The following is a 26217-nucleotide window of genomic DNA, read 5'->3' as shown; positions in this document are numbered from 1 at the left end:
CTTCTTGGCCAATGAAATCTTGGAGGGCGGCGATGCCGCGCTCCAAGAGGGTGGGGGTAGACTCAACCGAGGCGTTCAACTGGTTCCACACCGCTTTGAGATTTGGACTGACTTGCACCGCTATAAAATACTGCAGCGGCCGCCTTATTTCGGGTTGTTCCCGGGGTGCGTCCAGGCATCGTCCATGAGCCTGGTATCTGCCTATTCACTTCGCTGATCAGCGCGTTACCGATACCAAAGGTAGAGTTCATGGCGCGGGCGAAAGCATCTTCACTTTCGTGGCTTTTCAGACCAAGCTGAATCGCGACTTCGGCGCTGGCATGCCAGTTGTTGAATGCCGCGCGATACTTTTCGCCCTCTCCAGGCTTGTTCCACTTTTCGGCGAAATTTTCACCGCGATCCTCCGGGTTCAAGACCTGATACTCCCCCTCGTTGAACCCGATGAACTGACGCATCTTCTGGACGATTTTGATAATCGCCTCGACAGGCGTCAGTGGAGAGGCTTTGGACTCTTGAACAACCCTGAGGTAGGCGTGCGTCGCCAGAGTAGTAATGACTGCCGAGATAGGGCGATGGTTCGTAGCACCAGTCTCAATAGCCCATTCGTCACGGTGCCGTTTCAACAGCTTTACCGTAGCCCGAAGCGGATCGAGCTTGTCGTATTCCTGGTAGGTAGGTAATGGCTCTTGGGTCGTGGCCGAGTCGAGCGTTCGACTATAGCTTTCCATCGCCGCAACCAGCTCTCGCTCTAGGGTGATGTGCTGTTCCGAGGCATCGTTCAGCCAGTCCGCGTAAGAAATTGGACTGCTGGGCTTCCAGTCTTGAATGTCACGATCCGGCACCTCAAGTTTCCCTTTGCCGTCCCGTTCGAAATTGCCTCTCACATTCCGGGCAGGAGTGATGTCGATGTGGAAACCAGGATTCTCATCAGCATATTCGATACGGATGCCGCGGCGCAGGGGTTTAATGGCTGACTGCACCCTGCTGCCTTCTTTGAAGCGTTCTTCGATTGCGTTCATCACCGTCATGGCATCAGCGTTTGCTGCATTGGGCAGCCAGATGATGGCATCGGCATCAATGGTCCCAAGGTCTTTGGGAGCTCCAGTGACAGGGTTGATGGTTGTTCTCAAACGCATCGACCCTTGAACGAAAATGTGAGCTCCTGCAAGGAGCGGATTGGTCGAAACCGACAGGATTTTCTGCAGTTGAGTGTACCTATCATCAATCGTCTGGTACTGGCTCGGAGTCAAGGAAATGCGATTGGCAGCGCGTAGAAGGAGCAGTTCCCAACTGCGTTGCCTGGTGCGTTCATCTTGGGTAATCAACGTCATGGTCATTTCTCGTCAGTAGTGGGACCCAGATTTAAAATACGTTGGAATCCGTTCTCTTCAGTCTTGTCCCGGTCGTAAACCGCATAGGAGTGCTGGTGCTGAGTCGTCAGAAGAGCACCGAACTCTATTGCGAACGCGGCGGGGATTGCTGCAAATACGTGGATTTCTTCGAGGGTTTGGGCCTCCAGTTGGCTGATTTGAATCTGTAATGCATCGCGAAATGCATGAATGACACGACGATTGCGTACCATCGCGTAGCTAGGTTCCTTGATAGTCAGTGTTGCGATTCGAGCATTGGGTAGTGCCTTGAAAATGTCCCTGGATGGAATTTCGGCAGAGATGGACAGCACCAACGCTATCGGTCCATTGCTTGGTGGTGGGAGCGTAATAGTGAATTCAGGAGGTTCTGCTTTGAGATCCGGCCACTTAAGACGATGCTCTCGACTGGATGAAAACAGGTAGCGATTGAACCGATCTCCCAATGACTGCCCCAACACCATAAGGGTCGGGATGTCTGCGATGCCAACAATGGCTAGAGCAGGGATATCTCCAAAGCTCCCACCACGTAACCGAAGTTGCTTTTCAATTGCGAACTGGACATCGTCCTTGATGCTTTGCCAATAAAGATTGTCTCGTCCACGTGGGCCTGGGGCTGCAAAAATGTGCTTAACAACAGGGCCAAATGCGACCAAGCCCTCGGCTGACATCGCTGTCAAAAGCTCTCGCTCTGAAATGTCGTTGTGAGTGGCGTGGTGCTGACTTAGAACAATCAAGGCCACCGCGCGTCCAGCATCTGGCGCGGTTGCAGCCAAGCGAATTCGCTCAATGTAGGCCTCATGTAGACTGCTGAGGTCTTTCTCTGGATAACCCTCATCGTCGCGATCAATTTTTTCGTGACAATTTGGGCATAGCAGCATGAGGTTGCTTACGTCATTAGTAAGGATCTGAGCCAGGGCTGAATCGCACTCTGGTCCTCCCCTTGGTCCTTTTGGGCTTGCAGGAAGAATATGAGCAACTTCAGCCCAATTCATCGATGCTCCAACGCGAAAGTCTTGCGTTAGATCAAGTCCACATAGCTCACAATGCCCAGCAGACCGGGTCCATACCAATCTTTTGACGTCAGCACTAGTATTGAATCTTCCACTTTTGACGGCGGTTTTTTGACTTTTGACAATGTCTGAAGTTTGCTCGAAATCCATGCGGACCTCAACTCATTCACTGGCTAAGAGCGATTTATGTATCTAAGATGGTTGTGATTTGATCACGATTTTGTGGGGGAGTCAAAGAAATTGAATGGATTTTTTTAGTTCAATGGACTGCGACTTAATATGTCGCAGTCCATCCGTTTGAGGTGATTCTGTGTGTTTTTGTCATTCGTTCGGAAGTTGTAATGTGTGTGCTCTAAGTTGATTGTTTAAAGGGTCGGTTTGGCTAAGCGTGTGTGCTTTTCGCTTGTTCGCTGCTCACCGAGCTTCACCAAAACTTGAATACAAGGATTAGCACATGGAACGCAAGTTAGCCTTTGGCTCGGCGCTAAAGTCTGTCCGAGTTCAGAAGGGGATAGCCCAAGAGCAGATTGGCGCTAGTCAGTCATTCGTCAGCACCGTTGAACGTGGAATTCGCAGTCCAACGATTGAGAAGATGGAAAAGTTCGCTGAGCGACTGGGGGTGAACCCTGCGACCTTGATTATCTTGATGCAGGTTGATCAGGAAGGAGGGGAGGAAAAAATAATCGAAAAGGTTCGGGGGTGAACTCAGAGCCTTGAAGGACTCGATTCCGCCGGTTTGAACTTAATGTTGAGCGAGGCGCTGGGGCAATTCAACCCTGGCGTTATGCTGAAAAGCCACCTGCGCCTTAACGGCTCAGGTGACTTTTCATTTTTTGCCCTATCTGCTGCGGAAACTCACTGAAGACGAGGGCTAGGGAGTTCCACTTTCAAGTCATTGTGACTTCGTGATCAACGATCGTGACAAGTGGGGCTCGGATAATCAATCCCAGCTCAACGCCCCACCAGTCTGATACTCGATCACACGGGTCTCGAAGAAGTTCTTCTCTTTCTTCAAGTCCATGATCTCGCTCATCCACGGGAACGGGTTGGTAGTCCCTGGGTACTCTTCCTTCAGACCAATCTGGGTCAGGCGACGGTTGGCGATGAACTTGAGGTAGTCCTCCATCATCGCTGCGTTCATGCCCAGCACGCCGCGTGGCATGGTGTCACGGGCGTATTCGATCTCCAGCTGGGTCCCTTGCAGGATCATCTGGGTCGCTTCTTCCTTCATCGCCGCGTCCCACAGGTGCGGGTTCTCGATCTTGATCTGGTTGATCACGTCGATACCGAAGTTCAGGTGCATCGACTCGTCACGCAGGATGTACTGGAACTGCTCGGCCACGCCGGTCATCTTGTTGCGGCGGCCCATGGACAGGATCTGGGTGAAGCCGCAGTAGAAGAAGATGCCTTCCAGTACGCAGTAATAGGCGATCAGGTTGCGCAGCAGCTCTTTGTCGGTTTCGACGGTGCCGGTGTTGAATTCCGGATCGGAGATGGCGCGGGTGTACTTCAGGCCCCAGGCGGCTTTCTTCGCTACCGATGGGATCTCGTGGTACATGTTGAAGATCTCGCCTTCATCCATGCCCAGCGACTCGATGCAGTACTGGTAGGCGTGGGTGTGGATCGCCTCTTCGAAGGCCTGGCGCAGGATGTACTGGCGGCACTCCGGGTTGGTGATCAGGCGGTACACGGCCAGGGCCAGGTTGTTGGCTACCAGCGAGTCGGCAGTGGAGAAGAAGCCGAGGTTGCGCATGACGATGCGACGCTCGTCTTCGGTCAGGCCGTCCATGCTCTTCCACAGGGCGATGTCGGCGGTCATGTTGACCTCTTGCGGCATCCAGTGGTTGGCGCAGCCGTCCAGGTACTTCTGCCAGGCCCAGTCGTACTTGAACGGTACCAGCTGGTTGAGGTCGGCGCGGCAGTTGATCATGCGCTTTTCGTCAACACGCACGCGGGCGCCGGAGCCTTCCAGCTCGGCCAGGCCTTCGGCGATGTCGAGGTCGTTCAGGGCAGCCTTGGCGCGCTTGACGGCGTCGGAGTCGTCAGCGGTAGCGGCACGGGCTTCCAGGGCGGCGGCACCACCGGCGCTGTCGAGCTTGTCGAGGGTGGCGGCGGCAGCGGCCTGCGCAGGGGTGTTGCCTTTGGCGGCTACTTCGCCGTCTTCCTTGTCGAATTCGTCCCAGCTCAGCATGGTTTGGCTCCTGCTTGAGGGTCGCCCTGGGGCAACCGGTTGGATTTTAAGAATGTGATGCCTGACGCAAGGCCGTTACGGCGAATGGACAGCTCGAGAGGCTGACTCTCGTTTACATCTGGTGTGTTCTGGCTTGTACCTGGCCAGGCCTCTCGGAGGGGCCAGGACAATTGAAAGGTGCCCTTTTCAGAGGGGGCGCAGTATACCGGAATTCGCCTTCGATCGGGGTGCGTGTCTGGCGGGCGAGGGTAACTTTTTCGACCGTTTTGGCGTGCGTCCGTTCACGAAGCGTGTGTCATCAGATACAGGGGGGAAGTGTAGCGGTAAAACGCGAAAGGCACTATATGTTGTGGTTATTTATTTTTTAAGCACAGGATGTGGTGTTGGCGCGATCTTTGTAGGAGCGGCCTTGTGTCGCGATGGGGTGCGAAAGCGCCCCCAATATTGCAGCTTCGCCACATACATCGCCGGGGCCGCTTTGCGGCCCATCGCGACACAAGGCCGCTCCTACAGGAACCGGGTCAATCCGCAGCTACCGAGTTGTATGCAACGTTTCGGCAATGCGTGTCTTGAAATGCCTGCGTGCTTCTTCGACCGAAGTGACGCGGCCGGTTTCAGCGCAGGGCGGATACAAAAATGCCGCGCGGGGCGCCCGTGGGCACCCCGCGCGGCACTCAGGCCTTACTGGCAGGCTTCGCAGTCAGGCTCGTCGATCGCGCAGGCCTTCGGCACTGGCGCAGGGCCGGCTGCCTGGACCGGGGCGCTGTCGCCACCGCTGGAAACGGCGTTGAGCTTGCCGGTGTTGATGGTCGACTTCTCGGTGCTGGTCGCGGCCAGGGCACGGAGGTAGTAGGTGGTCTTCAGACCACGGTACCAGGCCATGCGGTAGGTCACGTCCAGCTTCTTGCCCGAGGCGCCGGCGATGTACAGGTTCAGCGACTGGGCCTGGTCGATCCACTTCTGGCGACGCGAGGCGGCATCGACGATCCACTTGGTCTCGACTTCGAACGCGGTGGCATACAGGTCCTTCAGCTCTTGCGGGATACGCTCGATCTGCTGCACCGAACCGTCGTAGTACTTGAGGTCGTTGATCATTACCGAGTCCCACAGGCCACGGGCCTTCAGGTCGCGGACCAGGTACGGGTTGATCACGGTGAACTCGCCCGACAGGTTCGATTTCACGTACAGGTTCTGGTAGGTCGGCTCGATGGACTGCGACACGCCGGTGATGTTGGCGATGGTCGCGGTCGGCGCGATGGCCATGATGTTCGAGTTACGGATACCTTTCTTGACGCGCTCGCGCACCGGGGCCCAGTCCAGGGACTCTTCCAGGTTGACGTCGATGTACTTGGCGCCACGGGCCTCGATCAGGATCTGTTGCGAATCCAGCGGCAGGATGCCCTTGGACCACAGCGAACCCTGGAAGGTCTCGTACGCACCGCGCTCGTCGGCCAGGTCGCAGGACGCCTGGATGGCGTAGAAGCTGACCGCTTCCATCGACTTGTCGGCGAACTCGACGGCAGCATCGGAGCCGTACGGAATGTGCTGCAGGTACAGCGCATCCTGGAAGCCCATGATGCCCAGGCCGACCGGGCGGTGCTTGAAGTTCGAGTTACGCGCTTGCGGCACCGAGTAGTAGTTGATGTCGATCACGTTGTCGAGCATGCGCACGGCGGTGTTCACGGTGCGTTGCAGCTTGGCGGTGTCCAGCTTGCCGTCGACGATGTGGTTCGGCAGGTTGATCGAGCCCAGGTTGCAGACCGCGATCTCGTCCTTGTTGGTGTTCAGGGTGATCTCGGTGCACAGGTTCGAGCTGTGGACCACGCCCACGTGCTGCTGCGGCGAACGCAGGTTGCACGGGTCCTTGAAGGTCAGCCACGGGTGGCCGGTCTCGAACAGCATCGACAGCATCTTGCGCCACAGGTCTTTGGCCTGGATGGTCTTGAACACCTTGATCTTGTTGTACTCGGTCAGGGCTTCGTAGTACTCGTAGCGCTCTTCGAAGGCCTTGCCGGTCAGGTCGTGCAGGTCTGGCACTTCCGAAGGCGAGAACAGGGTCCACTTGCCGTCATCGAAGACACGCTTCATGAACAGGTCAGGGATCCAGTTGGCGGTGTTCATGTCGTGGGTACGACGACGGTCATCACCGGTGTTCTTGCGCAGCTCGATGAATTCTTCGATGTCCAGGTGCCAGGTTTCCAGGTAGGCACACACGGCGCCCTTGCGCTTGCCACCCTGGTTGACGGCAACGGCGGTGTCGTTGACCACTTTCAGGAACGGAACCACGCCCTGCGACTTGCCGTTGGTGCCCTTGATGTAGGAGCCCAGTGCACGCACAGGGGTCCAGTCGTTGCCCAGGCCACCGGCGAATTTCGACAGCATGGCGTTGTCGTGGATTGCGTGGTAGATGCCCGACAGGTCGTCCGGCACAGTGGTCAGGTAGCAGCTGGACAGCTGCGGGCGCAGGGTGCCGGCGTTGAACAGGGTCGGGGTCGAGGCCATGTAGTCGAAGGACGACAACAGGTTGTAGAACTCGATGGCACGGGCTTCTTTGTCTTTCTCTTCCAGCGCCAGGCCCATGGCCACACGCATGAAGAACACCTGTGGCAGCTCGAAGCGCACGCCATCCTTGTGGATGAAGTAGCGGTCGTACAGGGTCTGCAGGCCCAGGTAGGTGAATTGCTGGTCACGCTCGTGGTCGATGGCCTTGCCCAGGCGGTCCAGGTCGTAGCCTTTCAGGGCCGGGTCCAGCAGCTCGAACTCGACGCCTTTGTCGATGTAGGCCGGCAGGGCCTTGGCGTACAGGTCGGCCATTTCGTGGTGGGTGGCGCTCTCGGCCACGTTCAGGAAGCCCAGGCCTTCGGCGCGCAGGGTGTCCATCAGCAGGCGGGCGGTAACGAACGAGTAGTTCGGCTCGCGCTCGACCAGGGTACGGGCGGTCATCACCAGGGCGGTGTTGACGTCCTTGATGGCCACGCCGTCGTACAGGTTCTTCAGGGTGTCGCGCTGGATCAGGTCGCCATCGACTTCGGCCAGGCCTTCGCAGGCTTCGCTGATGATGGTGTTCAGGCGGGCCATGTCGAGCGGCGCCAGGCTGCCGTCGGCCAGGGTGATGCGGATGCTTGGGTGCGGCTCGACCACGGACTCGGTGTTGACGCGGGTGGCACGCTCCTTGGCGCGCTGCTCGCGGTAGATCACGTAGTCACGGGCGACTTTCTGCTCGCCGGCGCGCATCAGGGCCAGTTCGACCTGGTCCTGGATCTCTTCGATGTGGATGGTGCCACCCGATGGCATGCGACGCTTGAACGTGGCGGTGACCTGCTCGGTCAGGCGCGCGACGGTGTCGTGGATGCGCGACGAAGCGGCGGCGGTGCCGCCTTCAACTGCGAGGAACGCCTTGGTGATGGCCACGGTGATCTTGTCGTCGGTGTAGGGGACGACAGTGCCGTTACGCTTGATCACACGCAGTTGGCCGGGAGCGGTGGCGGCCAGATCCTGGTTGGAATCGGCGGCCTGCGGCACCTTGGCCTGCGGGTTCTCGCGAGTTGTGTCGGTTTGCATGGGTGGGTGTCTCCACAGTTTCTATATTGTTCAGGCGCCTTTTGGGCGCCCACCGTTCCGTCCACTTGCTCGATGGCCCGGCGGGGATGGGCAATGCGTGCGCATCCGCCCGCGCGGGCGTACCAACTTCGGGACAGACTCAGGAATAAGGGCAATTGGTTCGCCGCTCCCTGGCCGAAGTCAAAGGTTCTGGGCCGGGCCCAAAAACTGTTGCTGATGGATGCCAGGCCTGGCCTGTAACACCCATACCCGAACAAGGCCCTGGAAGGGCTTGCCTCGGTCGCCTCCGCAGGAGCGGTTTGGCTGCTGGAATCACTTGAAGTTCACCCGAAAAAATCGCTTGATTTTGCGGGTTGACTTTTGTGTGTGATTTTGCACGAACCCCTATATCTAGTGGTTCGCTGCGATCGGGATACAAGATAATGCGGTATCGGGGGCTTTGCAAGGCGAGCGCCTGTGGATAACTTGTGCGTACTTTGTGAGTGAATGGTGGGTATTCGCTGTAGGCCTTGTGCCAAGTGGTTTGCAGTATTTTTCTGCGCCTTGCTGCCCCGGGGCAGAATTTTTCGGGCGCGAACCCTATCACAAAAAACGGTTCAGTCGAGGGGCTGCTGGCAGGTTGGCAGTACCGGATGGCAGCCGTAGTATTCCGAGGGGATGTTGCTTTTTGGTTAAAGGGTTATGTTGCCTGCACCGGCCCCTTCGCGGGCACGCCCGCTCCCACAGGTACTGCACAGGGTTCGAAAGCGGCTCGATCCCTGTGGGAGCGGGTTCACCCGCGAAGGGGCCGGCACAGGCCATAGAAAAACAACAAACAAAGGCACAAGCCATGGACCACCCCGCACCCCGCATCCTCATCGTCGAAGACGACCAGCGCCTGGCCGAGCTCACCGCCGAGTACCTGCAGGCCAACGGCTACGAAGTCAGCGTCGAGGGCGATGGCGCGCGCGCCGCGCGGCGCATCGTCGACAGCCAGCCCGACCTGGTCATTCTCGACCTGATGCTGCCCGGCGAGGACGGCCTGAGCATCTGCCGCCGGGTGCGCAGCCAGTACCCCGGCCCGATCCTCATGCTGACCGCCCGCAGCGATGAACTCGACCAGGTCCAGGGCCTGGACCTGGGGGCCGACGACTACGTCTGCAAACCCGTACGCCCACGCCTGCTGCTGGCACGCATTCAGGCCCTGCTGCGCCGCAGCGAAGCACCTGACAGCAAGCGCCAGGACCTGGCCTTCGGCGCACTGCGCATCGACAATCGCCTGCGCGAGGCGCGTCTGGGGGAACAGCTGATCGAGCTGACCGGCGCCGAATTCGACCTGCTCTGGCTGCTGGCCAGCAACGCCGGGCGGGTGCTGACGCGCGAGCAGATCTTCACCGCGCTACGTGGCGTCGGCTATGACGGCCAGGACCGCTCCATCGACATACGCATCTCCAAAATCCGCCCCAAGATCGGCGACGACCCGCTCCAGCCGAGGCTGATCAAGACCCTGCGCAGCAAGGGCTACCTGTTCGTCGGCGAGGCCCCATGAACAACTCGATCTTCCTGCGCATCTATGGCGGCATGCTGGCCGTGCTGGTGCTGGTGGCCCTGCTCGGGGTGCTCAGCCTGCACCTGGTCAACGAAGTGCGTGCCGCCCAGCACCGCGAGGGCCTGGCCCAGGGTACCTTCAGCCTGATGGCCGACAACCTGGCGCTGCAGAACGACACCGAACGCAAGCGCTCGCTGCTGATCTGGGAGCGCCTGCTCGGCGTGCCGCTGGCGCTGCAACCGATGACCGCGCGCACACTCGATGGCGGCCAGCGGGCGCGCCTGTACCGTGGCCTGGTGGTGGTCGAGAAGACCGGCCCGCATGCGGCCCAGGTGCTGCGCAAGGTCGGCCAGGAAGACCTGATGCTGGTAGCGCAGATCAAACAGATCAGCGAGCAACTGGCGCGGGCCACCCTCTATCTGTTGGCCGACGAACTGGTGCGCTACCCGGTGACCGAACAGCAGCAGCGCCTGGCACAGATCAAGCAAGAAAAGGGCTTCGGCTTTGGCGTGGCCCTGCAGCGCATCGAGCGGGTGAGCCTGGACGATGACCAGCGGCGCCGGGTCGAGGAGGGCGACACGGTCATGGCCCTGGGCAAGGATGGTGACTCGATCCGCGTGTTCGCAGGGCTGGCGGGTTCGCCCTGGGTGCTGGAAATCGGCCCGCTGTACCAGCTCAACCCGTATCCGCCGCAGTTGCTGGTCCTGATCACCTTTCTTGGCCTGTGCCTGATCGGCCTGGTGGTCTACCTGCTGGTGCGCCAACTGGAGCGGCGCGTGTCGGGCCTGGAGATTGCCGCCACGCGCATTGCCCAGGGCAGCCTGGACACCCGTGTGCCGGCCGGCGACGCCGACTCGGTGGGGCGCCTCGCCGCGGCCTTCAACGGCATGGCCGAGCACCTGCAGCGCTCGCTGACCATGCAGCGCGAGCTGGTGCGGGCGGTTTCCCACGAGCTGCGCACGCCGGTGGCACGCCTGCGCTTTGGCCTGGAGATGATCGAAAGTGCCACCACCGAGCAGGCCCGGGCCAAGCACCTGGCGGGCATGGACGGCGATATCCAGGACCTCGACAAGTTGGTCGACGAGATGCTCACCTACGCCCGCCTGGAGCAGGGCGCACCGGCGCTGAAGTTCGAGCGGGTAGACCTGGACGCCTTGCTCGACCGGGTGATCGAAGAGCTTGCGCCGCTGCGTGCCGAGGTACGGGTGGTGCGCGGTGAGTGCCAGGGCGCGGATGGCGAAGGCGCCTGGGTCGAAGCCGAACCGCGCTACCTGCACCGGGCCCTGCAGAACCTGGTGGGTAACGCCATGCGCCACGCAGAGGCCGAGGTGCGCCTGAGCTACCAGTTGGGGCAGCAACGCTGCCGCATCGACGTGGAGGATGACGGCCCGGGCATCCCCGAGGGCGTCTGGGACCGTATCTTCACACCGTTCACCCGCCTCGACGACAGCCGTACCCGCGCCTCGGGCGGGCATGGCTTGGGCCTGTCTATCGTGCGGCGGATCATCTACTGGCACGCGGGGCGGGCCACGGTGGGGCGCAGCGCCGCGCTGGGCGGTGCCTGCTTCAGCCTGAACTGGCCACGGCAGCAGGCACCGTCGTGACGGTCAGACGCTGACCAGGCTGAGCAGGTGGCCGTCCTGCAGGCAGAACTGGCCCTGCAGTTCGGCGCCATGCCGCCACTGCGGCGACAGGTCGGTGAGCAGGCGCAGGCGGGCCAGGCCTTCGGCGGACCAGTCCAGCACTTCGGCGTGCTCGAAGTAGAAGCGCTGGCGGGTCAGCGGGTAGAGCGTCTTGAACAGGCTTTCCTTCAGCGAGAAGGTCAGGGTGACGGCAAGGCCGAGCTGGCGGCGGTCCAGGCGCTCGAGTTCGGGCGGGGTGAGGATTTCACCCATCAGCCGCTCGGCACGCTGGTCATCCAGCAGTGCTTCCTGATCCAGGCCCAGGCCCTGGCAACTGCCCTCGGCAGCAACCACGGCGGCCGCCCAGCCTTTGCCGTGGGTGATCGAGCCGTGGATGCCGGCGGGCCAGATGGGCGAACGGTCCTCGTGGGTACCGGGCACGTAGTCACGGCCGTCCAGGTGCTGCAGCGCGGCGCGGGCACATACCCGGCCGGCCAGGTACTCGGCCTGACGCTTGGCCACCGAGCGCTGCAGGCTGGCGCCTGGCACGACGCCGGCGCGCTGGAAGTCGTCGGGTGCCAGGCGGGCGGGGTCGAAGTAGCAACTGACCAGCACCGCGCCGGGTAGTGGGCGGGGCAGGGGCCAGTGGTGCTGGAGCGGGGCGCAGCAGGCGGGGAGTGTGTTCATGGGGGATATTGTGCCAGCCGCAGCGGTGGTGTGGGAGGTGGAATAGCTGGGGCTGCTTTGCAGCCCATCGCGACACAAGGCCGCTCCTACACAAAGCGACGCGGTACCTGTAGGAGCGGCCTTGTGTCGCGATGGGCCGCAAAGCGGCCCCGGCACTCCTTACTTGAACACCTTCTTGAAGAACGCCTGCATATCCGCCCAGGAACTGGCATCCGCCGCCTTGCTGTAAGCAATATCCGGCCCGCCATGTTCACCGTGCCCCATGCGGTCCGAATCCGGGTTGCTGAACCCGTGCTTGGCCCCGGGAATACTGACGAACTGGTAGTTGACCTTGGCTGCATCCATTTCCGCCTTGAACGCTTCCACCTGCTGCTCGGGCACCAGGGTGTCCGCCGCACCATGCTCCACCAGGATATCGGCCCGCACCACGCCCGGCCTGGCCGGTGTCTGCGTGCCCAGCGGGGCGTGGAAGCTCACCACGCCATCGAGCTTTTCCCCTCGCCGCGCGGCATCCAGCGCCACCTTGCCGCCAAAGCAGTAACCCACTGCCCCCAACTGGTGCTTGTTGGTATTGGGCTGCAGCTTGAGCAGCTCCAGGCCGGCATCGAAGCGCCGCTCCGCGGCCTTGGGGTCTTTCGTCGCCGCTGTCATGAACGCCTTGGCGTCGTCAGGGTGTTCGGTTTGCTTGCCGTCGCCATACATGTCGATGGCCAGCGCGTTGTAGCCCAGCGCCGCAAGCTCGCGGGCGCGGCGCTTGACGTAGTCGTTCAGCCCCCACCACTCATGCACCACGACGATGCCGGGGCGCTTGCCTTCGATGGCGTCGTCATAGGCGTAGTAGCCGACCAGGCGGTTGCCGTCGGCGTCCTGGTAGGGGATCTCGCGGGTTTGTACCGCCGCTTGGGCGAGGGCGGCGCTGCACATCAGGGTCAAGGCCAGCAGGGCGCGCATGGTCACTACTCCTTGTTCTGCAAACGGTTCGTTCAGCCGAGGTTCAGCCAGGGTTCAGTCGCGGTTCAGGGTGCCCTGCTTACTCTAGCTTCCAGACCGAAACAGCGCACTCAACTGGAGTATCCAGCCATGAAAACCTTCAACACCCTGCTTGCCGCCATGGCCGTCTGCGCCGCTGGCATCACCACTGCCCAGGCCGCTGACGACAACTTCGCCAGCCTGACCTACGGCCAGACCAGCGACAAGGTTCGCAAGTCCGGCCTGCTGCAGCGCAACACCGACCACCTCAACGCCGACGGCATCATCGGCAAGGACGACACCTGGGGCGTGCGCGTGGGCAAAATCAATGACCAGGGCCGCTACTACATGACTTACGACAATGTCTCGGGCGACCACAGCGGCCTGAAGCTGCGCCAGGAAAACCTGCTGGGCAGCTACGACCTGTTCCTGCCGGTGGGTGATACCACCAAGCTGTTCGGCGGCGGCAGCCTGGGCGTGACCAAGCTGACCCAGGACTCGCCGGGTGCCAGCCGGGATACCGACTACGGTTACGCGTATGGCCTGCAGGCCGGCGTGATCCAGGACATCACCGACAAGGCTTCGGTTGAACTGGGCTACCGTTACCTGCGTACCAACGCCGCCACCGAAGTGGGTGCGCACGGCGGGCCGAAGGACGGCACCCTGCGCCTGACCAGCAGCGCGCAGACCTACCTGGCTGCAAGCTACAAGTTCTGACGGGCGAGCCGGGTTATCCTGTACCGGCCTCTTCGCGGGTAAACCCGCTCCCACAGGGATCGCGCAGTTCTTCAAACCTGTGCAGTACCTGTGGGAGCGGGTTTACCCGCGAAAGGGCCGGTACAGGCAATACATATCAAGGAGCTGCACATGAAACTGCTGGTGGTCGAGGACGAAGCCCTGCTTCGCCATCACCTCTACACCCGCCTGGGCGAGAGCGGCCATGTGGTCGAGGCGGTCGCCGATGCCGAGGAGGCGCTGTACCAGGCCGGGCAATACCATTTCGACCTTGCCATCATCGACCTGGGCCTGCCCGGCATCAGCGGGCTGGAGCTGATCACGCGCCTGCGCAGCCAGGACAAGACCTTCCCCATTCTCATCCTTACCGCCCGCGGCAACTGGCAGGACAAGGTCGAGGGCCTGGCCGCCGGTGCCGACGACTACCTGGTCAAGCCGTTCCAGTTCGAAGAACTCGAGGCACGCCTGAACGCCCTGCTGCGCCGCTCCAGCGGCTTCACACAGTCGACCATTGCCGCCGGCCCGCTGGTGCTCGACCTCAACCGCAAGCAGGCGACGCTGGACGAGCAGCCCCTGGCCCTGACCGCTTACGAATACCGCATCCTCGAATACCTCATGCGCCATCACCAGCAGGTGGTGGCCAAGGACCGCCTGATGGAGCAGCTGTACCCGGGTGACGAGGAACGCGACCCCAATGTCATCGAAGTGCTGGTCGGCCGCCTGCGGCGCAAGCTCGAGGGCGAGCACGGCTTCAAACCGATCGACACCGTGCGCGGCCTGGGCTACCTGTTCACCGAGCGCTGCCGATGATCCGTTCGCTGCGGGTGCGCCTGATGCTGGCGGCCGCGGTGCTGGCGCTGCTGTTCATGCTGGCGCTGCTGCCGGCCTTGCAGAAGGCCTTCAGCCTGGCCCTGCAGGAGTCGATCGAACAACGCCTGGCCTCGGATGTGACCACGCTGATTTCCGCTGCGCGCATCGAGCACGGCCAACTGCAGATGCCTACGCTGCTGCCGGACGAGCGTTACAACCTGCCGTACACCGGCCTGCTCGGCTATATCTTCGACCGCGACGGCAAGCTGGTCTGGCAGTCGCGGGCAACCGCCGCGCAGAACGTCAACTACCGCCCGCGCTACGACGGCCGAGGCAACGAATTCGCCCGCATTCGCCAGGCCAATGGCGAAGAGTTCTTCGTCTATGACGTCGAGATCAAGCTGCTGGGTGGCCAGAGCGCCGCCTACAGCATCGTTGCCCTGCAACCGGTGCGCGAATACCAGCACACCCTCGATGGCCTGCGCGAAAAGCTCTACCTGGGTTTTGGCGCGGCCTTGCTGGCGCTGCTGGTGCTGCTGTGGGCCGGCCTGACCTGGGGCCTGCGTTCGTTGCGCCGGCTCAGCCGCGAGCTGGACGATGTGGAGTCGGGCGTGCGGGATGGCCTGAGCCGCGAACACCCACGGGAGCTGCTGCGCCTGACCGGCTCGCTGAACCGCCTGTTGCGCAGCGAGCGCGAGCAGCGTCAGCGCTACCGTGATTCGCTCGATGACCTGGCGCACAGCCTGAAGACGCCGCTGGCGGTGTTGCAGGGGGTGGGCGAAAGCCTGCAGCAGCGTAGCGGCGAGCGCGAGCAGGCGCGCGTGCTGCAGAGCCAGATCGAGCGCATGAGCCAGCAGATCGACTACCAGCTGCAACGCGCCAGCCTGCGCAAGAGCGGCCTGGTACGCCACAGCGTGTTGCTGCGGCCGTTGCTCGAAAGCCTGTGCAGCACCTTGGCCAAGGTGTACCGGGACAAGCGGGTGGATGTGACGCTGCAACTGCCCGATGCGGCGCAGGTGCCGATGGAGCAGGGCGCGTTGCTGGAGCTGCTGGGCAACCTGCTGGAGAACGCCTACCGCCTGAGCCTGGGCCAGGTGCGCGTGAGCCTGGAGCAGGCGCCTGGGCAGTTGACCTTGTGCATCGAGGACGACGGGCCGGGGGTGCCGGCGGACCAGCGCGAGCGGATTCTGGAGCGTGGGGAGCGGCTGGACAGCCAGCACCCGGGGCAGGGGATCGGGCTGGCGGTGGTCAAGGATATCGTCGACAGCTATGACGCCGAGCTGAGCCTGGGGGATTCTCCTCTGGGGGGCGCGGCGTTCAGGGTTACCTTCAACCTCGAGTGATTTACTGGGTTGGCCGGCCTCTTCGCGGGTAAACCCGCTCCCACAGGGGGCGCACTGCACTCGAGCCCTGTGCAGTACCTGTGGGAGCGGGTTTACCCGCGAAGAGGCCGGCACAGGCAAACCACAATGGGCGGATTCCCGCCAATGCCCCTGTACAAATCCCGCCACCGGGCGGAAATCCGCCAGCCTTCCTCAGGCAAACCGCCCCGTCGTTGGGCGTTTATCCCTCGCAAATACAGCCTTTGCACCTTTGATGGGCATTTTGGCACCACCCTTGCTATTGATCCTCGCAGAGGCCTGCCCAGGCAGCTCGAACACAACGACAAATCCCTCCAGGTGCAGGAGGGTTAGCGATTCAGGTGCCCCATCGCCCTGGGAAGGGTGAACCGGCACACTTGAGGAAAATTAGCCATGACGACACGTCAGCCGCTGTACAAATCCCTGTATGTCCAGGTGTTGGTCGCCATCACCATCGGCATCCTGCTCGGCCACTACTACCCAGAGACCGGCGTCGCCCTCAAACCCTTGGGTGACGGCTTCGTCAAACTGATCAAGATGGTCATCGCCCCGATCATCTTCTGTACCGTGGTCAGCGGCATCGCCGGCATGCAGAGCATGAAGTCGGTCGGCAAGACCGGCGGCTACGCGCTGCTGTACTTTGAAATCGTCTCCACCATCGCCCTGATCATCGGCCTCGTCGTCGTCAACGTGGTCAAGCCGGGCGCTGGCATGCACATCGACGTCAGCACCCTGAACGCCAGCAGCGTGGCTGCCTACGCCGCCGCCGGCGCGCAGCAGACCACTGTCGGCTTCCTGCTCAACGTCATCCCCAACACCGTGGTCGGCGCCTTCGCCAACGGCGACATCCTGCAAGTGCTGATGTTCTCCGTGCTGTTCGGCTTCGCCTTGCACCGCCTGGGCAGCTACGGCAAGCCGGTGCTGGACATGATCGACCGCTTCGCCCATGTCATGTTCAACATCATCAACATGATCATGAAACTGGCCCCGGTCGGTGCCTTCGGTGCAATGGCCTTCACCATCGGCCAGTACGGCGTTGGCTCGCTGGTGCAACTGGGCTACCTGATGGCCTGCTTCTACATCACCTGCCTGCTGTTCGTGCTGGTGGTGCTGGGCGGTATCTGCCGCGCCCACGGTTTCAGTGTCCTCAAGCTGATCCGCTACATCCGTGAAGAACTGCTGATCGTGCTGGGTACTTCCTCCTCGGAGTCGGCCCTGCCACGCATGCTGGCCAAGATGGAGCGCCTGGGTGCGAAGAAGTCGGTGGTTGGCCTGGTCATCCCGACCGGTTACTCGTTCAACCTCGATGGCACCTCGATCTACCTGACCATGGCTGCGGTGTTCATCGCCCAGGCCACCGACACCACCATGGACATCACGCACCAGATCACCTTGCTGCTGGTGCTGCTGGTGGCCTCCAAGGGTGCTGCCGGCGTTACCGGTTCGGGCTTCATCGTCCTGGCCGCCACCCTGTCGGCCGTTGGCCACCTGCCGGTTGCCGGCCTGGCGCTGATCCTCGGCATCGACCGCTTCATGTCCGAAGCCCGCGCCCTGACCAACCTGGTTGGCAACGCCGTTGCCACCGTGGTCGTGGCCAAGTGGGTGAAGGAAATGGATAACGACAAGCTGGCATCGGAGCTGGCCTCCGGTGGTGCGCCGCTGGTCGATACCCGTCCGACCGACGACCTGGGCGTGGCTGAAGGCCCGGCTCGCTGATCGCGGGATGGTGAAAAGAAAAAGGCGACCTCAGGGTCGCCTTTTTCATGTGCCTTCATACCTGTGCGCGGTCCTCTGTAGGAGCGGCCTTGTGTCGCGAAAGGGCTGCGTAGCAGCCCCGGCAACCTTGCAGGATGGCCGAGATCCTGGGGCCGCTACGCGCCCCTTTCGCGACACAAGGCCGCTCCTACAAGGGACCGCGTACAGGCGCGAAGACCGCGCACAGTCCAGAGGTCAGGCCAGCACCACCTCCAGCACCCGGATCACGTCCGGCTGCGGGTAATGCCACCTTACCTGCACATCCCAGAACTTCACCCCATACACCCGCTCGGCCGGCGGCACCTGGTAGGCCGGCCGTGGGTCCTGCGCGAGGCACTGCTGGATCAGCTCCACCAGCGGCTCACCCAGGCGCAGTGCATGTTCGCGGGCCTGGGGCAGGGCATTGTCGCCCCACTGCACGGCGATCGCGGCGGGCGCTTGGCTGGCCATCTGGTTGCTGGCGCCAGCGATGCTATCGGCGTACGGCACATACGGCTTGATGTCCAGCACCGGCGTACCGTCGAGCAGGTCGATGCCAGACAACAGCAGGCGCCCTGGCTCCACGCCTTCCAGGCGTACCACCGACTGGCCGATGCCATTGGGCCGGTGAGTGGCGCGGGTGGCGAACACACCCATACTCTTGTTGCCGCCCAGGCGCGGTGGCCGCACTTTCAGGCGGGGTTTGTCTTCCAGTGCCTGGTGGAACAGGAACAGCAGCCAGACATGGCTGACCTGGTCCAGCCCCTCGACCGCATCGCCCTGATCGAACGGCGGCAGCAGCTCGAGCACGCCGCGTGCGGCGGGCGCCAGTTGCGGCTGGCGCGGGATGGCGAACTTCTCCTTGAAACAGGAGCGGATGATGCCGACCGGGGTAACCGTATGCTGCATGGCCAATCAGCCGCGCACGCGCAGGGTCAGGCCCTTGAGGAAGTTGCGCAGCAGCTGGTCGCCGCAAGGGCGGTAGTTGTCATGGCCGGCCTTGCGGAACAGCGCGCTGAGCTCGGGTTTGCTGACCGGGAAGTTGACCGACTTGAGGATCGCATGCAGGTCATCTTCCTTGAGCTCGAAGGCCACCCGCAGCTTCTTGAGGATGAGGTTGTTGGTTACCGGCAGCTCGATCGGCTGCGGCGGGCGGCTGTCATCCTTGCCGCGGCGGTGGATCACCAGGCCGTCGAGAAAGTGCGCCATGACCCGTTCCGGGCACCGCACGAAGCCTTCCTCGTCTTCCTTCTTCAGGTAGGTGGCCAGCACCAGGGGATGCACGTCGAGGCCGGATAGCCCGATGATTTCGGCCATCTTGGCGTCATTCACCTTGAGCATGTAGCGCAGGCTGCGCAGGACGTCGTTGTGGTTCATTGTTGCAGAATCCTGTTCAGGTGCCGCACCTGTGGCGCGGCGTATTGCTTAGAAACGTTCGGTAGTGGCCAGGTAGCGCCACTGGCCCAGGGGCAGCTTGCCCATCGATACGCCACCCAGGCGAATGCGGCGCATGCCTACCAGCTCCAGGCGCAGGTAGGCGCACAGCTCGGCGATCTGCCCTGGCTGCGGGTTTTTCAGGGCCATGCGCAGGTGGGTTTCGTTCTGCCAGCTGGCCTTGGCTTTAGGCAGCTCGCGGTCATTGCGGGTGGCACCGCGCGCCAGGCGTTCCAGCGCCTGGGGCGTGGTCTCGCCGCGCACTTCAACGATGAATTCCTGTTCCAGGCGGCGCAGGTCGGCGTCGATCTTGCGGGTTACCCGCCAGTCCTGGGTGAATACCTGCAGGCCGCTGGCGCCGCGCTCCAGCGGCGCCACGCAGGCCTGCCGGGCAAAATGCCCGTGCAGTGCGCGCACGCCTTCGCGGTGGGCTTCGCTGAGGTTGCTCATGTTCATGCTGGCGCGGGCGGTCTCGCTGTCCACGCTGGCCGGCTGGTTCAGCAGCAGGGTTACCGGTTCCAGCGTTTCGGCACGGGCACCCGGCAGCAGTTCGACGCGCTGCTGCTCGACCTTGAACTGCGGTTGCTCGACCACCACGCCATCGACCGTGACCCAGCCGCCCTCGATATACAGCTCGGCCTCGCGGCGGGAGCAGCCAAGCTGCTCGATAAGGCGTTTGGACAGGCGGACGGGTTCGGACATGACGGCAATTCGCAAAGGCAGGGAAAGACCTGCATTGTACCTGCCCGCGCGGCAGAGGGGCTGGGAATCTGTGTCATTTACGCCGTTTTGCGCAGGCGCATGTGCAGCAGCGGGTAGGGTTGCCCCAGGCCGTCGGTTTCCGAACGGCCGATCACCTCGAAGCCCTCGTGCAGGTAGAAGCCCAAGGCTTGCGGGTTCTGTTCGTTGACGTCCAGGCGCTCGGCATTCAGTTCGTCGATCGCATAGTGCAGCAGGCGCTTGCCAACCCCTTTGCCACGGTACTTCGGTGCGACGAACAGCATGTCCACGCGCCCGTTGGCGACCCCGGCGAAGCCGCAGATGCGCTGGCGGTCCTTGCAGCAGATCAGCATCACTGCATCGAGGTAGCGACGCAGCACCTGGTCGCGCAGCAAGACGATGTAGCAATCCGGCAGGAAGTCGTGGGTGGCGCGTACCGAGTCCTCCCACACCTGTACCAGTTCGCCGTAGTCACTCAAGCGCGGGGTTTGCAGCGTCAGTACCGAATGCATGCCGGTGTTCCTCCATGACGATAAGGCAAACATAGCAGGCCAACCACCGGTCGGCTTCTCCGTGCGCTGCTTGAACCTCGGGGTTTGGCGGTCTATTACTTTCCCGTGGGAAAAATTCCCACGCAATGAAAGGCAAGAACCGAACACAGGATTCCCGGCTTGATTTGGCGTTTCTCATGGCGACGACCTGGAGACGAAATATGCAAATACATGTGCTGTTCAAAAAGGCGCTATTGGCGGTTGCCGTTGCTGGCGTGCTGTCGACTTCCATCGTTCTGATCCCGGACTCGATATCCAATGGCTCCAGCGCCTACGCCAAGGATGGTGGTGGCGGTGGTGGTCACGGAGGTGGTGGCGGCGGTGGCCACGGTGGTGGTGGAGGTGGCCACGGTGGTGGTGGAGGTGGTCACGGTGGCGGCGGTGGCGGCCACGGTGGTGGCGGCGGTGGCCATGGTGGTGGCGGCGGTGGTCACGGTGGTGGCGGTGGTGGCCATGGCGGTGGCGGCGGTGGTCACGGTGGCGGCGGTGGCGGCCATGGCGGTGAAGGCGGCGGCCACGGCGCTGGCGGGGATGGAGATGGCCATGCCGGCAACAGTGGGCGCGGCCATGACGGCTCCTCGAACTCTGGGCGCAGCGGCAACCACGCTGAAGCGGGTGATGATCATGGCAACCACGTTGGCGGTGAGCCTGGGGACGATCACGGCAATCACGTTGGCGGTGAGCCCGGTGACGATCATGGCAATCACGTTGGCGGTGAGCCCGGGGACGATCATGGCAATCATGTTGGCGGTGAGCCTGGCGATGACCACGGCAATCACGTTGGTGGTGAACCTGGTGATGATCGTGGCGACCATCTGGGTGGCGAACCGGGTGATGACCGCGGTGAGCATGCCGCAGGCGAACCGGGTGATGACAACAGCAGGAGCTGACTGGCTCTGAACGGTCTCATGCAGTGCCCACGGGGCGGGCCTGCATGAGGCCGGGTTCGGATACACGGCAGCCCACTCAACGCGAATGCAATGAGCGCCGACGACTATCCCTCATCTCGTCAGGGATATGGTCACAGTTGGTGTGGGATCTTTTCCCGCGTCGTATACTGGGTTCATCTGTCAAGGAATGCGCTCAATGCAATCGCCTACCATCCCCCCTTCGATGTTAAGCGCACTGCGGCGTGTCATGCGTCCTCTGGTGCGCCTGATGCTGCGCAAAGGGGTCACCTACACGATGTTCGCCGACCTGCTCAAGGAAGTGTTCGTCGACGTGGCCCATCGCGAGTTTCGCCTGGACGGTACAGCGCCGACCGACAGCCGCATCAGCTTGCTCACGGGCGTGCATCGCAAGGATGTCCGGCGTTTGCGCAGCGAGGGGGGCGTATCGCTCGCCGCGCTGCCGGGAAACATCACGTTAGGTGCACAGTTGGTCAATATGTGGACCACTGGCAAGCCGTTCTGCTCGGCGCCTGGCCAGGCGCTGCCGTTGCCGCGCCTGGCGAGCGTTGGCGGCGATTGTTCCTTCGATGCGCTGGTGGCGAAGATCAGCACCGACATCCGCGGGCGGGTGGTGCTGGATGAGTGGTTGCGCCTGGGTATCGTCCGGCTCGACGACCAGGACTGTGTTCACCTGGAGGCCCAGGCATTTGTGCCGCAGAAGGGCTTCGACGAAAAGGCCGCGTACTTTGGCCACAACCTGCATGACCATGCCTGCGCAGCAGTGCACAACCTGAGTGGGGACGGCCAGCCGTTCTTTGAACGCAGTGTGCACTACGACGCCTTGAGCCCGGCCAGCGTCGACCATCTGCGTGCGGCGGTGGACAAGGACGGCATGCAGATGCTGCTTGCCTTCAGTCGGCTCGCATCAGACCTGGAAGATGCCGATGTGCCCAGCGCCGAGCAACGTCAGCGCATCACGGTAGGGCTTTATTTCTACACTGAAACTACCGACCCCGATTTGTCGAAGACACCCGACCCATGACTTCCCTCGCGCGCTGCCTCAGTGTCGTCACACTGGTCCTGGGTTTCGGGCTGAACCTGGTGGCGCCTGCCGAGGTGGCCGCAGCACCGGTATGTGTCAGCCGTGACGAAGTGGGTATGGCGGGGGCGGCGGGCTTGCAGTTTCCGGGCGGTATTGGTGGTACCGGGGCCAGGACGGGCGGGGTCGGTGGTACCGGTGTACGCAGCGAAAACGGCGGAGTGGGTGGCACCGGTGCGCCGCTGCCGCAGCGTCCCGGCGGTACAGGCGGGACCGGTGCGGTGGCCGACGGTGTGGACGGCACCTTCATCGATCACGGCGGGGTAGGCGGTACCGGCGCACCGATCCTGCGCCCCGGCGGTACCGGTGGCACGGGCATCGTCGGCACCATCACCGGGTTTGCCTCGATTTGCGTCAATGGCCTGGAAGTGCACTTTGGCAAGGACGTGCCGGTGAGTGAAAACGGTGCGCCTGCCAGTAGCGCTCACCTGGCAATCGGCCAGGTTGTCGCGGTGGAGGCATTTGCCGGCAAACGCGGCCTGCAAGCAGGGCGCATCTCGATCCTCAACGTTTACGAAGGGCCGCTGACGGCACTGCCCAATGCTTCGGCCCCCCTGCGGGTCATGGGCCAACCTGTGCGGCTTGCAGCAGGGGCGCGGGTGGCTGAAGGGCTGCGCCCGGGCGAGCCGGTCAGGGTCAGTGGCCTGCGCGATGCCAGGGGCGAAGTGGTAGCCAGCCGTATCGAGCGGGCGCCGGGGCTCAGGGAAGCCAGTGCCATCGGTGCGGTTGACCGTGCCGGCAGCCTCCAGGGGCTGAAGCTGGGAACCCGTGTGGCACCTGCGCGGGAAGTGCTGGTACGTGGGCAGTGGACCGGACGGCAGCTGGAAGTGGCGCAAACCCGCCCAGACCCGAGCCTGCCTTTTGCTGGCCGTGTGCAGACGGCGGTGATCGAGGGGCTGGTACAGCGCAGCCACGCTCAACAACTGGTGGTGGCAGGCATCAAGGTGACGCTGGGGCAGGGCACCGTAATCGTCGGCAAGCAGCCCGCGGCATTGGCGCTCGATCAACGTGTGCGGGTGAGCGGGGTGTTCAATGGTAGGCACGAGCTGCGGGCAACCCGCGTGGAGTTCGATGACGACCGTGCTGACAACCCGGACAGAGGGCATTCGGGGCGTGCCAGCGAGCACGGCACCCGTGACGCTGAAGCTTCCAGCAATAGCGGGCATGGCGGACGCGATGCGACCAGTGATCGCATTGAAAGCAGCGATGACCACAGCGGGCACGGCGGTGCTGACGATTCCAGTGGTCGGGACAGTACTGAAAGCGTGGACAAGTCCGGAAAGTCGGAACATGTCGACACCGTGGAGCAACCCGAGAGCAGCAATAGTGGAAGCTCTGACCGGGTAGAGAAGGTCGAGCTTGAAAAGGTGGAAAAGATTGAAAAAGCAGAGAAGGTTGAAAAGGTAGAGAAAGTAGAAAAAGTCGAGAAGATCGAGAAAGCCGAGAAGCCCGAAAAGGTCGAGAAGATCGAAAAGCCTGAGAAAGTCGAGAAGGTAGAAAAAGTAGAGAAGGTCGAGAAAGTAGAGAGGGTTGAAAAGGTCGAAAGGCCCGAGACAGTAGAGAAAGTCGAAAAAGTGGAGCATCCAGAGCGATCCGGGCATTAGGCAACTAGGCTGGGTAAGTGCTATCACCCTTCCCGTCCGGGATACCGAGGTGCAGATGAGACCCACGCTCCCTCTTTTCGCCTGCTTGCTGTCATGCGCCAGTGCGTCGGTGCTGGGCGATACCTTCAGCGCCGCCATAGGCATGGACTATTCAAGTGGCGACTATGGCACGGGTACAACCTCGGAAATCTGGTACGTCCCCGTGGTCGGCAAGTATGAAACCGGCCCAATGACCTATAAGGTCACCGTGCCTTGGCTGCGCATCACCAACCCTGAAGTGGGCCCGAATGGTGACCCCTTGCCCGGTGGCTGCCGGGATGTGGAAAGCGGGCTGGGGGACACGGTTGCCAGCGCCGGTTATGCCCTGCTCGATGGCAGTGACGGCGGCCTGATGCTGGACCTGATCGGCAAGGTCAAATTCCCCACTGCCGATGAAGACCAGTGCCTGGGCACCGGTGAATACGACTACACCGGCCAGGTCGACATCGCCAAGGCCTTTGGCCCGGTGACCGGCTTCGCGACCCTGGGCTGGAAGAAGTTCGGCGACCCGCCCGACAGCGATTTCGACGACCCGATATTTGCCAGTCTCGGCTTCGCCATGCCCGTGGCTGCAGGCACTTCCGCGGGCGCCTCCTACGACTGGCGGCAGAAGGTCGTCTCGACGGGCGCGCAGATCAAGGAACTTACCCTGTTCCTGACACACAAGCTCAACCAGCAGTGGAAAGTGCAACTCTATGCAGTCAAAGGCTTCTCGGATGCCAGCCCGGATGCAGAGGGCGGCCTGATGCTTTTTCACGCGTTCTGACGAAAAAGCCCCTGGCCCGGCAGTTCCTTGTGGGGAATGGCGGGGCAGGGGCTTTTCAGTTTGCAGCTGTGTTAGATGGGTTCAGCCCACATGTCGTATTCGTCGGCATCCACCACGCGGCAACGCACCTTGTCACCCGGCTTGAAGCCGTGGTCGCCATCGATGAACACGCTGCCGTCGATTTCCGGGGCATCGAAGAAGCTGCGGCCAACCGAGCCTTGCTCTTCCACTTCATCGATCAGCACGTCGATTTCCTTGCCGATGCGCAGTTGCAGGCGGGCGGCGCTGATGGCCTGCTGGTGGGCCATGAAGCGGTCCCAGCGGTCCTGCTTGACGTCGTCCGGCACTTCTTCCAGGCCCAGGTCGTTGGCCGGGGCGCCTTCCACCGGCGAGTACTGGAAGCAGCCCACGCGGTCCAGTTGGGCTTCGGTCAGCCAGTCCAGCAGGTACTGGAAGTCTTCCTCGGTCTCGCCCGGGAAGCCGACGATGAAGGTGGAGCGAATCACCAGCTCCGGGCACTGCTCGCGCCAGTTCTTGATACGTGCCAGGGTGCGGTCTTCGAAGGCCGGGCGCTTCATGGCCTTGAGCACTTTCGGGCTGGCGTGCTGGAACGGGATGTCCAGGTACGGCAGGATCTTGCCGGCGGCCATCAGCGGGATCACGTCGTCGACGTTCGGGTACGGGTACACGTAGTGCAGGCGTACCCAGGCACCCAGGCTGCTCAGGGCTTCGCACAGCTCGAGCATGCGGGTCTTGACCGGGCGGCCATTCCAGAAGTCGGTCTTGTACTTGACGTCGACGCCGTAGGCGCTGGTGTCCTGGGAAATTACCAGGATCTCCTTGACCCCGGCCTTGACCAGGCGCTCGGCCTCGCTCAGCACTTCGCCGACCGGGCGGCTGACCAGCTTGCCGCGCATCGACGGGATGATGCAGAAGCTGCAGCTGTGGTTGCAGCCTTCGGAAATCTTCAGGTACGCATAGTGGCGCGGGGTCAGCTTGACGCCCTGGGGCGGTACCAGGTCGATCAGCGGGTTGTGGTCCTGGCGTGGCGGCACCACTTCGTGCACGGCGTTGACCACCTGCTCGTACTGCTGCGGGCCGGTGACCGACAGCACGCTCGGGTGCACGTCACGGATGCTGCCTTCCTCGACACCCATGCAGCCGGTAACGATGACCTTGCCGTTTTCCTTGATCGCTTCGCCGATCACTTCCAGCGACTCGGCCTTGGCGCTGTCGATGAAGCCGCAGGTGTTGACCACCACCACGTCGGCGTCCTCGTAGGTGGGCACGACTTCATAGCCTTCCATGCGCAGCTGGGTCAGGATGCGCTCGGAATCGACCAGGGCTTTTGGGCAACCCAGGCTTACGAAACCTACCTTGGGGGTGGCGGGCGTGGTGGACATGACTAACCTCGGTATTGAATGCAGGTCGCCCGACCGGAATCGGGGGCGATCTTGACGGGCGCTTTTGGCGCCTCTGATCAAAAAGTGCGCAATTCTAGCGAGCGCAGGGTCGCTTGACCAGCAGAAATGCGAC

At 62.3% G+C, this 26217-nt stretch carries 22 protein-coding genes; 11 read left to right on the top strand and 11 right to left on the bottom strand.

What is annotated here, in order from left to right; genetic code table 11:
- Positions 1–62 precede the first annotated feature (62 nt).
- Together C163_RS19910 and C163_RS19905 are read right to left on the bottom strand one after the other, a co-directional pair.
- On the bottom strand, positions 63–1331 hold the full coding sequence (locus C163_RS19910; protein ID WP_256220380.1) for a nucleotidyltransferase: 1269 nt from the start codon (positions 1329–1331) through the stop codon (positions 63–65).
- 2 nt (positions 1332–1333) lie between these two features.
- Positions 1334–2530, bottom strand: a complete 1197-nt coding sequence (locus C163_RS19905; protein ID WP_049866774.1) for an SAVED domain-containing protein — start codon at positions 2528–2530, stop codon at positions 1334–1336.
- 304 nt (positions 2531–2834) lie between these two features.
- Here C163_RS19905 and C163_RS19900 point away from each other — a divergent pair, with 304 nt between their 5' ends.
- The gene (locus C163_RS19900) at positions 2835–3083 is read left to right on the top strand and encodes a helix-turn-helix domain-containing protein (protein ID WP_025340288.1); all 249 of its coding nucleotides are present in this window, start codon (positions 2835–2837) and stop codon (positions 3081–3083) included.
- A 237-nt stretch (positions 3084–3320) separates the two neighbouring features.
- Here C163_RS19900 and C163_RS19895 read toward each other — a convergent pair whose 3' ends face one another.
- Together C163_RS19895 and C163_RS19890 are read right to left on the bottom strand one after the other, a co-directional pair.
- Positions 3321–4571, bottom strand: coding sequence for a ribonucleotide-diphosphate reductase subunit beta (locus C163_RS19895; protein ID WP_024087598.1), 1251 nt, complete (start codon positions 4569–4571; stop codon positions 3321–3323).
- Between the two features lie 681 nt (positions 4572–5252).
- Entirely contained in the window at positions 5253–8132 is a 2880-nt protein-coding gene (locus tag C163_RS19890; protein WP_025340287.1) for a ribonucleoside-diphosphate reductase subunit alpha, read from the bottom strand.
- Between the two features lie 829 nt (positions 8133–8961).
- On the opposite strand from C163_RS19890, the gene C163_RS19880 reads away from it, so the two are divergent.
- Complete coding sequence (locus C163_RS19880) at positions 8962–9660, top strand: response regulator transcription factor (RefSeq protein WP_025340285.1); 699 nt, start codon at positions 8962–8964, stop codon at positions 9658–9660.
- Positions 9657–11264 (top strand): ATP-binding protein, encoded by a 1608-nt coding sequence (locus tag C163_RS19875; protein ID WP_025340284.1) that lies wholly within the window; start codon positions 9657–9659, stop codon positions 11262–11264. The genes C163_RS19880 and C163_RS19875 overlap by 4 nt, the downstream gene beginning before the upstream one ends.
- 3 nt (positions 11265–11267) lie before the next feature.
- Here C163_RS19875 and C163_RS19870 read toward each other — a convergent pair whose 3' ends face one another.
- Together C163_RS19870 and C163_RS19865 are read right to left on the bottom strand one after the other, a co-directional pair.
- Positions 11268–11969, bottom strand: coding sequence for a 4'-phosphopantetheinyl transferase (locus C163_RS19870; RefSeq protein ID WP_025340283.1), 702 nt, complete (start codon positions 11967–11969; stop codon positions 11268–11270).
- Between the two features lie 159 nt (positions 11970–12128).
- The gene (locus tag C163_RS19865) at positions 12129–12920 is read right to left on the bottom strand and encodes a dienelactone hydrolase family protein (protein ID WP_025340282.1); all 792 of its coding nucleotides are present in this window, start codon (positions 12918–12920) and stop codon (positions 12129–12131) included.
- Between the two features lie 129 nt (positions 12921–13049).
- On the opposite strand from C163_RS19865, the gene C163_RS19860 reads away from it, so the two are divergent.
- The 4 genes from C163_RS19860 to C163_RS19845 all read left to right on the top strand — a co-directional run bounded on the left by C163_RS19860 (position 13050) and on the right by C163_RS19845 (position 17560).
- Positions 13050–13655, top strand: a complete 606-nt coding sequence (locus C163_RS19860) for an outer membrane beta-barrel protein (RefSeq protein WP_013973837.1) — start codon at positions 13050–13052, stop codon at positions 13653–13655.
- Positions 13656–13805: 150 nt separating this feature from the next.
- Entirely contained in the window at positions 13806–14483 is a 678-nt protein-coding gene (locus C163_RS19855) for a response regulator (RefSeq protein ID WP_025340281.1), read from the top strand.
- Positions 14480–15826 carry an ATP-binding protein gene (locus C163_RS19850; RefSeq protein ID WP_025340280.1) on the top strand — a complete coding sequence of 449 codons (1347 nt, stop codon included), beginning with the start codon at positions 14480–14482 and terminating at the stop codon, positions 15824–15826. The genes C163_RS19855 and C163_RS19850 overlap by 4 nt, the downstream gene beginning before the upstream one ends.
- Positions 15827–16237: 411 nt before the next feature.
- Entirely contained in the window at positions 16238–17560 is a 1323-nt protein-coding gene (locus C163_RS19845) for a dicarboxylate/amino acid:cation symporter (protein WP_025340279.1), read from the top strand.
- 234 nt (positions 17561–17794) lie between these two features.
- On the opposite strand, the gene tsaA is transcribed toward C163_RS19845, so the two are convergent.
- The 4 genes from tsaA to C163_RS19825 all read right to left on the bottom strand — a co-directional run bounded on the left by tsaA (position 17795) and on the right by C163_RS19825 (position 20244).
- A complete protein-coding gene (gene tsaA / locus C163_RS19840; protein WP_025340278.1) occupies positions 17795–18487 on the bottom strand; it encodes a tRNA (N6-threonylcarbamoyladenosine(37)-N6)-methyltransferase TrmO in 693 nt (230 codons plus the stop codon).
- A 6-nt stretch (positions 18488–18493) separates the two neighbouring features.
- Positions 18494–18955 (bottom strand): DUF1456 family protein, encoded by a 462-nt coding sequence (locus C163_RS19835; protein ID WP_013973832.1) that lies wholly within the window; start codon positions 18953–18955, stop codon positions 18494–18496.
- A 48-nt stretch (positions 18956–19003) separates the two neighbouring features.
- Positions 19004–19714 carry an rRNA pseudouridine synthase gene (locus tag C163_RS19830; RefSeq protein ID WP_013973831.1) on the bottom strand — a complete coding sequence of 237 codons (711 nt, stop codon included), beginning with the start codon at positions 19712–19714 and terminating at the stop codon, positions 19004–19006.
- A gap of 77 nt (positions 19715–19791) precedes the next feature.
- Positions 19792–20244, bottom strand: a complete 453-nt coding sequence (locus C163_RS19825) for a GNAT family N-acetyltransferase (protein ID WP_025340277.1) — start codon at positions 20242–20244, stop codon at positions 19792–19794.
- A gap of 200 nt (positions 20245–20444) precedes the next feature.
- On the opposite strand from C163_RS19825, the gene C163_RS27565 reads away from it, so the two are divergent.
- The 4 genes from C163_RS27565 to C163_RS19805 all read left to right on the top strand — a co-directional run bounded on the left by C163_RS27565 (position 20445) and on the right by C163_RS19805 (position 24681).
- Entirely contained in the window at positions 20445–21173 is a 729-nt protein-coding gene (locus C163_RS27565) for a hypothetical protein (protein ID WP_305809644.1), read from the top strand.
- Between the two features lie 196 nt (positions 21174–21369).
- Complete coding sequence (locus C163_RS19815) at positions 21370–22215, top strand: DUF6502 family protein (RefSeq protein WP_025340275.1); 846 nt, start codon at positions 21370–21372, stop codon at positions 22213–22215.
- Positions 22212–23876, top strand: a complete 1665-nt coding sequence (locus C163_RS19810) for a DUF5666 domain-containing protein (RefSeq protein WP_025340274.1) — start codon at positions 22212–22214, stop codon at positions 23874–23876. The genes C163_RS19815 and C163_RS19810 overlap by 4 nt, the downstream gene beginning before the upstream one ends.
- Before the next feature lie 55 nt (positions 23877–23931).
- The gene (locus tag C163_RS19805) at positions 23932–24681 is read left to right on the top strand and encodes a hypothetical protein (RefSeq protein ID WP_024087593.1); all 750 of its coding nucleotides are present in this window, start codon (positions 23932–23934) and stop codon (positions 24679–24681) included.
- A gap of 71 nt (positions 24682–24752) precedes the next feature.
- Here the strand turns inward: C163_RS19805 and rimO are convergent, their stop codons facing one another.
- The gene (gene rimO, locus C163_RS19800; RefSeq protein WP_013973825.1) at positions 24753–26084 is read right to left on the bottom strand and encodes a 30S ribosomal protein S12 methylthiotransferase RimO; all 1332 of its coding nucleotides are present in this window, start codon (positions 26082–26084) and stop codon (positions 24753–24755) included.
- Positions 26085–26217 lie beyond the last annotated feature (133 nt).

The organism is Pseudomonas sp. FGI182, from assembly GCF_000511325.1.
Classification (GTDB): Bacteria; Pseudomonadota; Gammaproteobacteria; order Pseudomonadales; family Pseudomonadaceae; genus Aquipseudomonas; species Aquipseudomonas putida_Z.
This window is presented reverse-complemented; position numbering and strand designations above follow the sequence as displayed.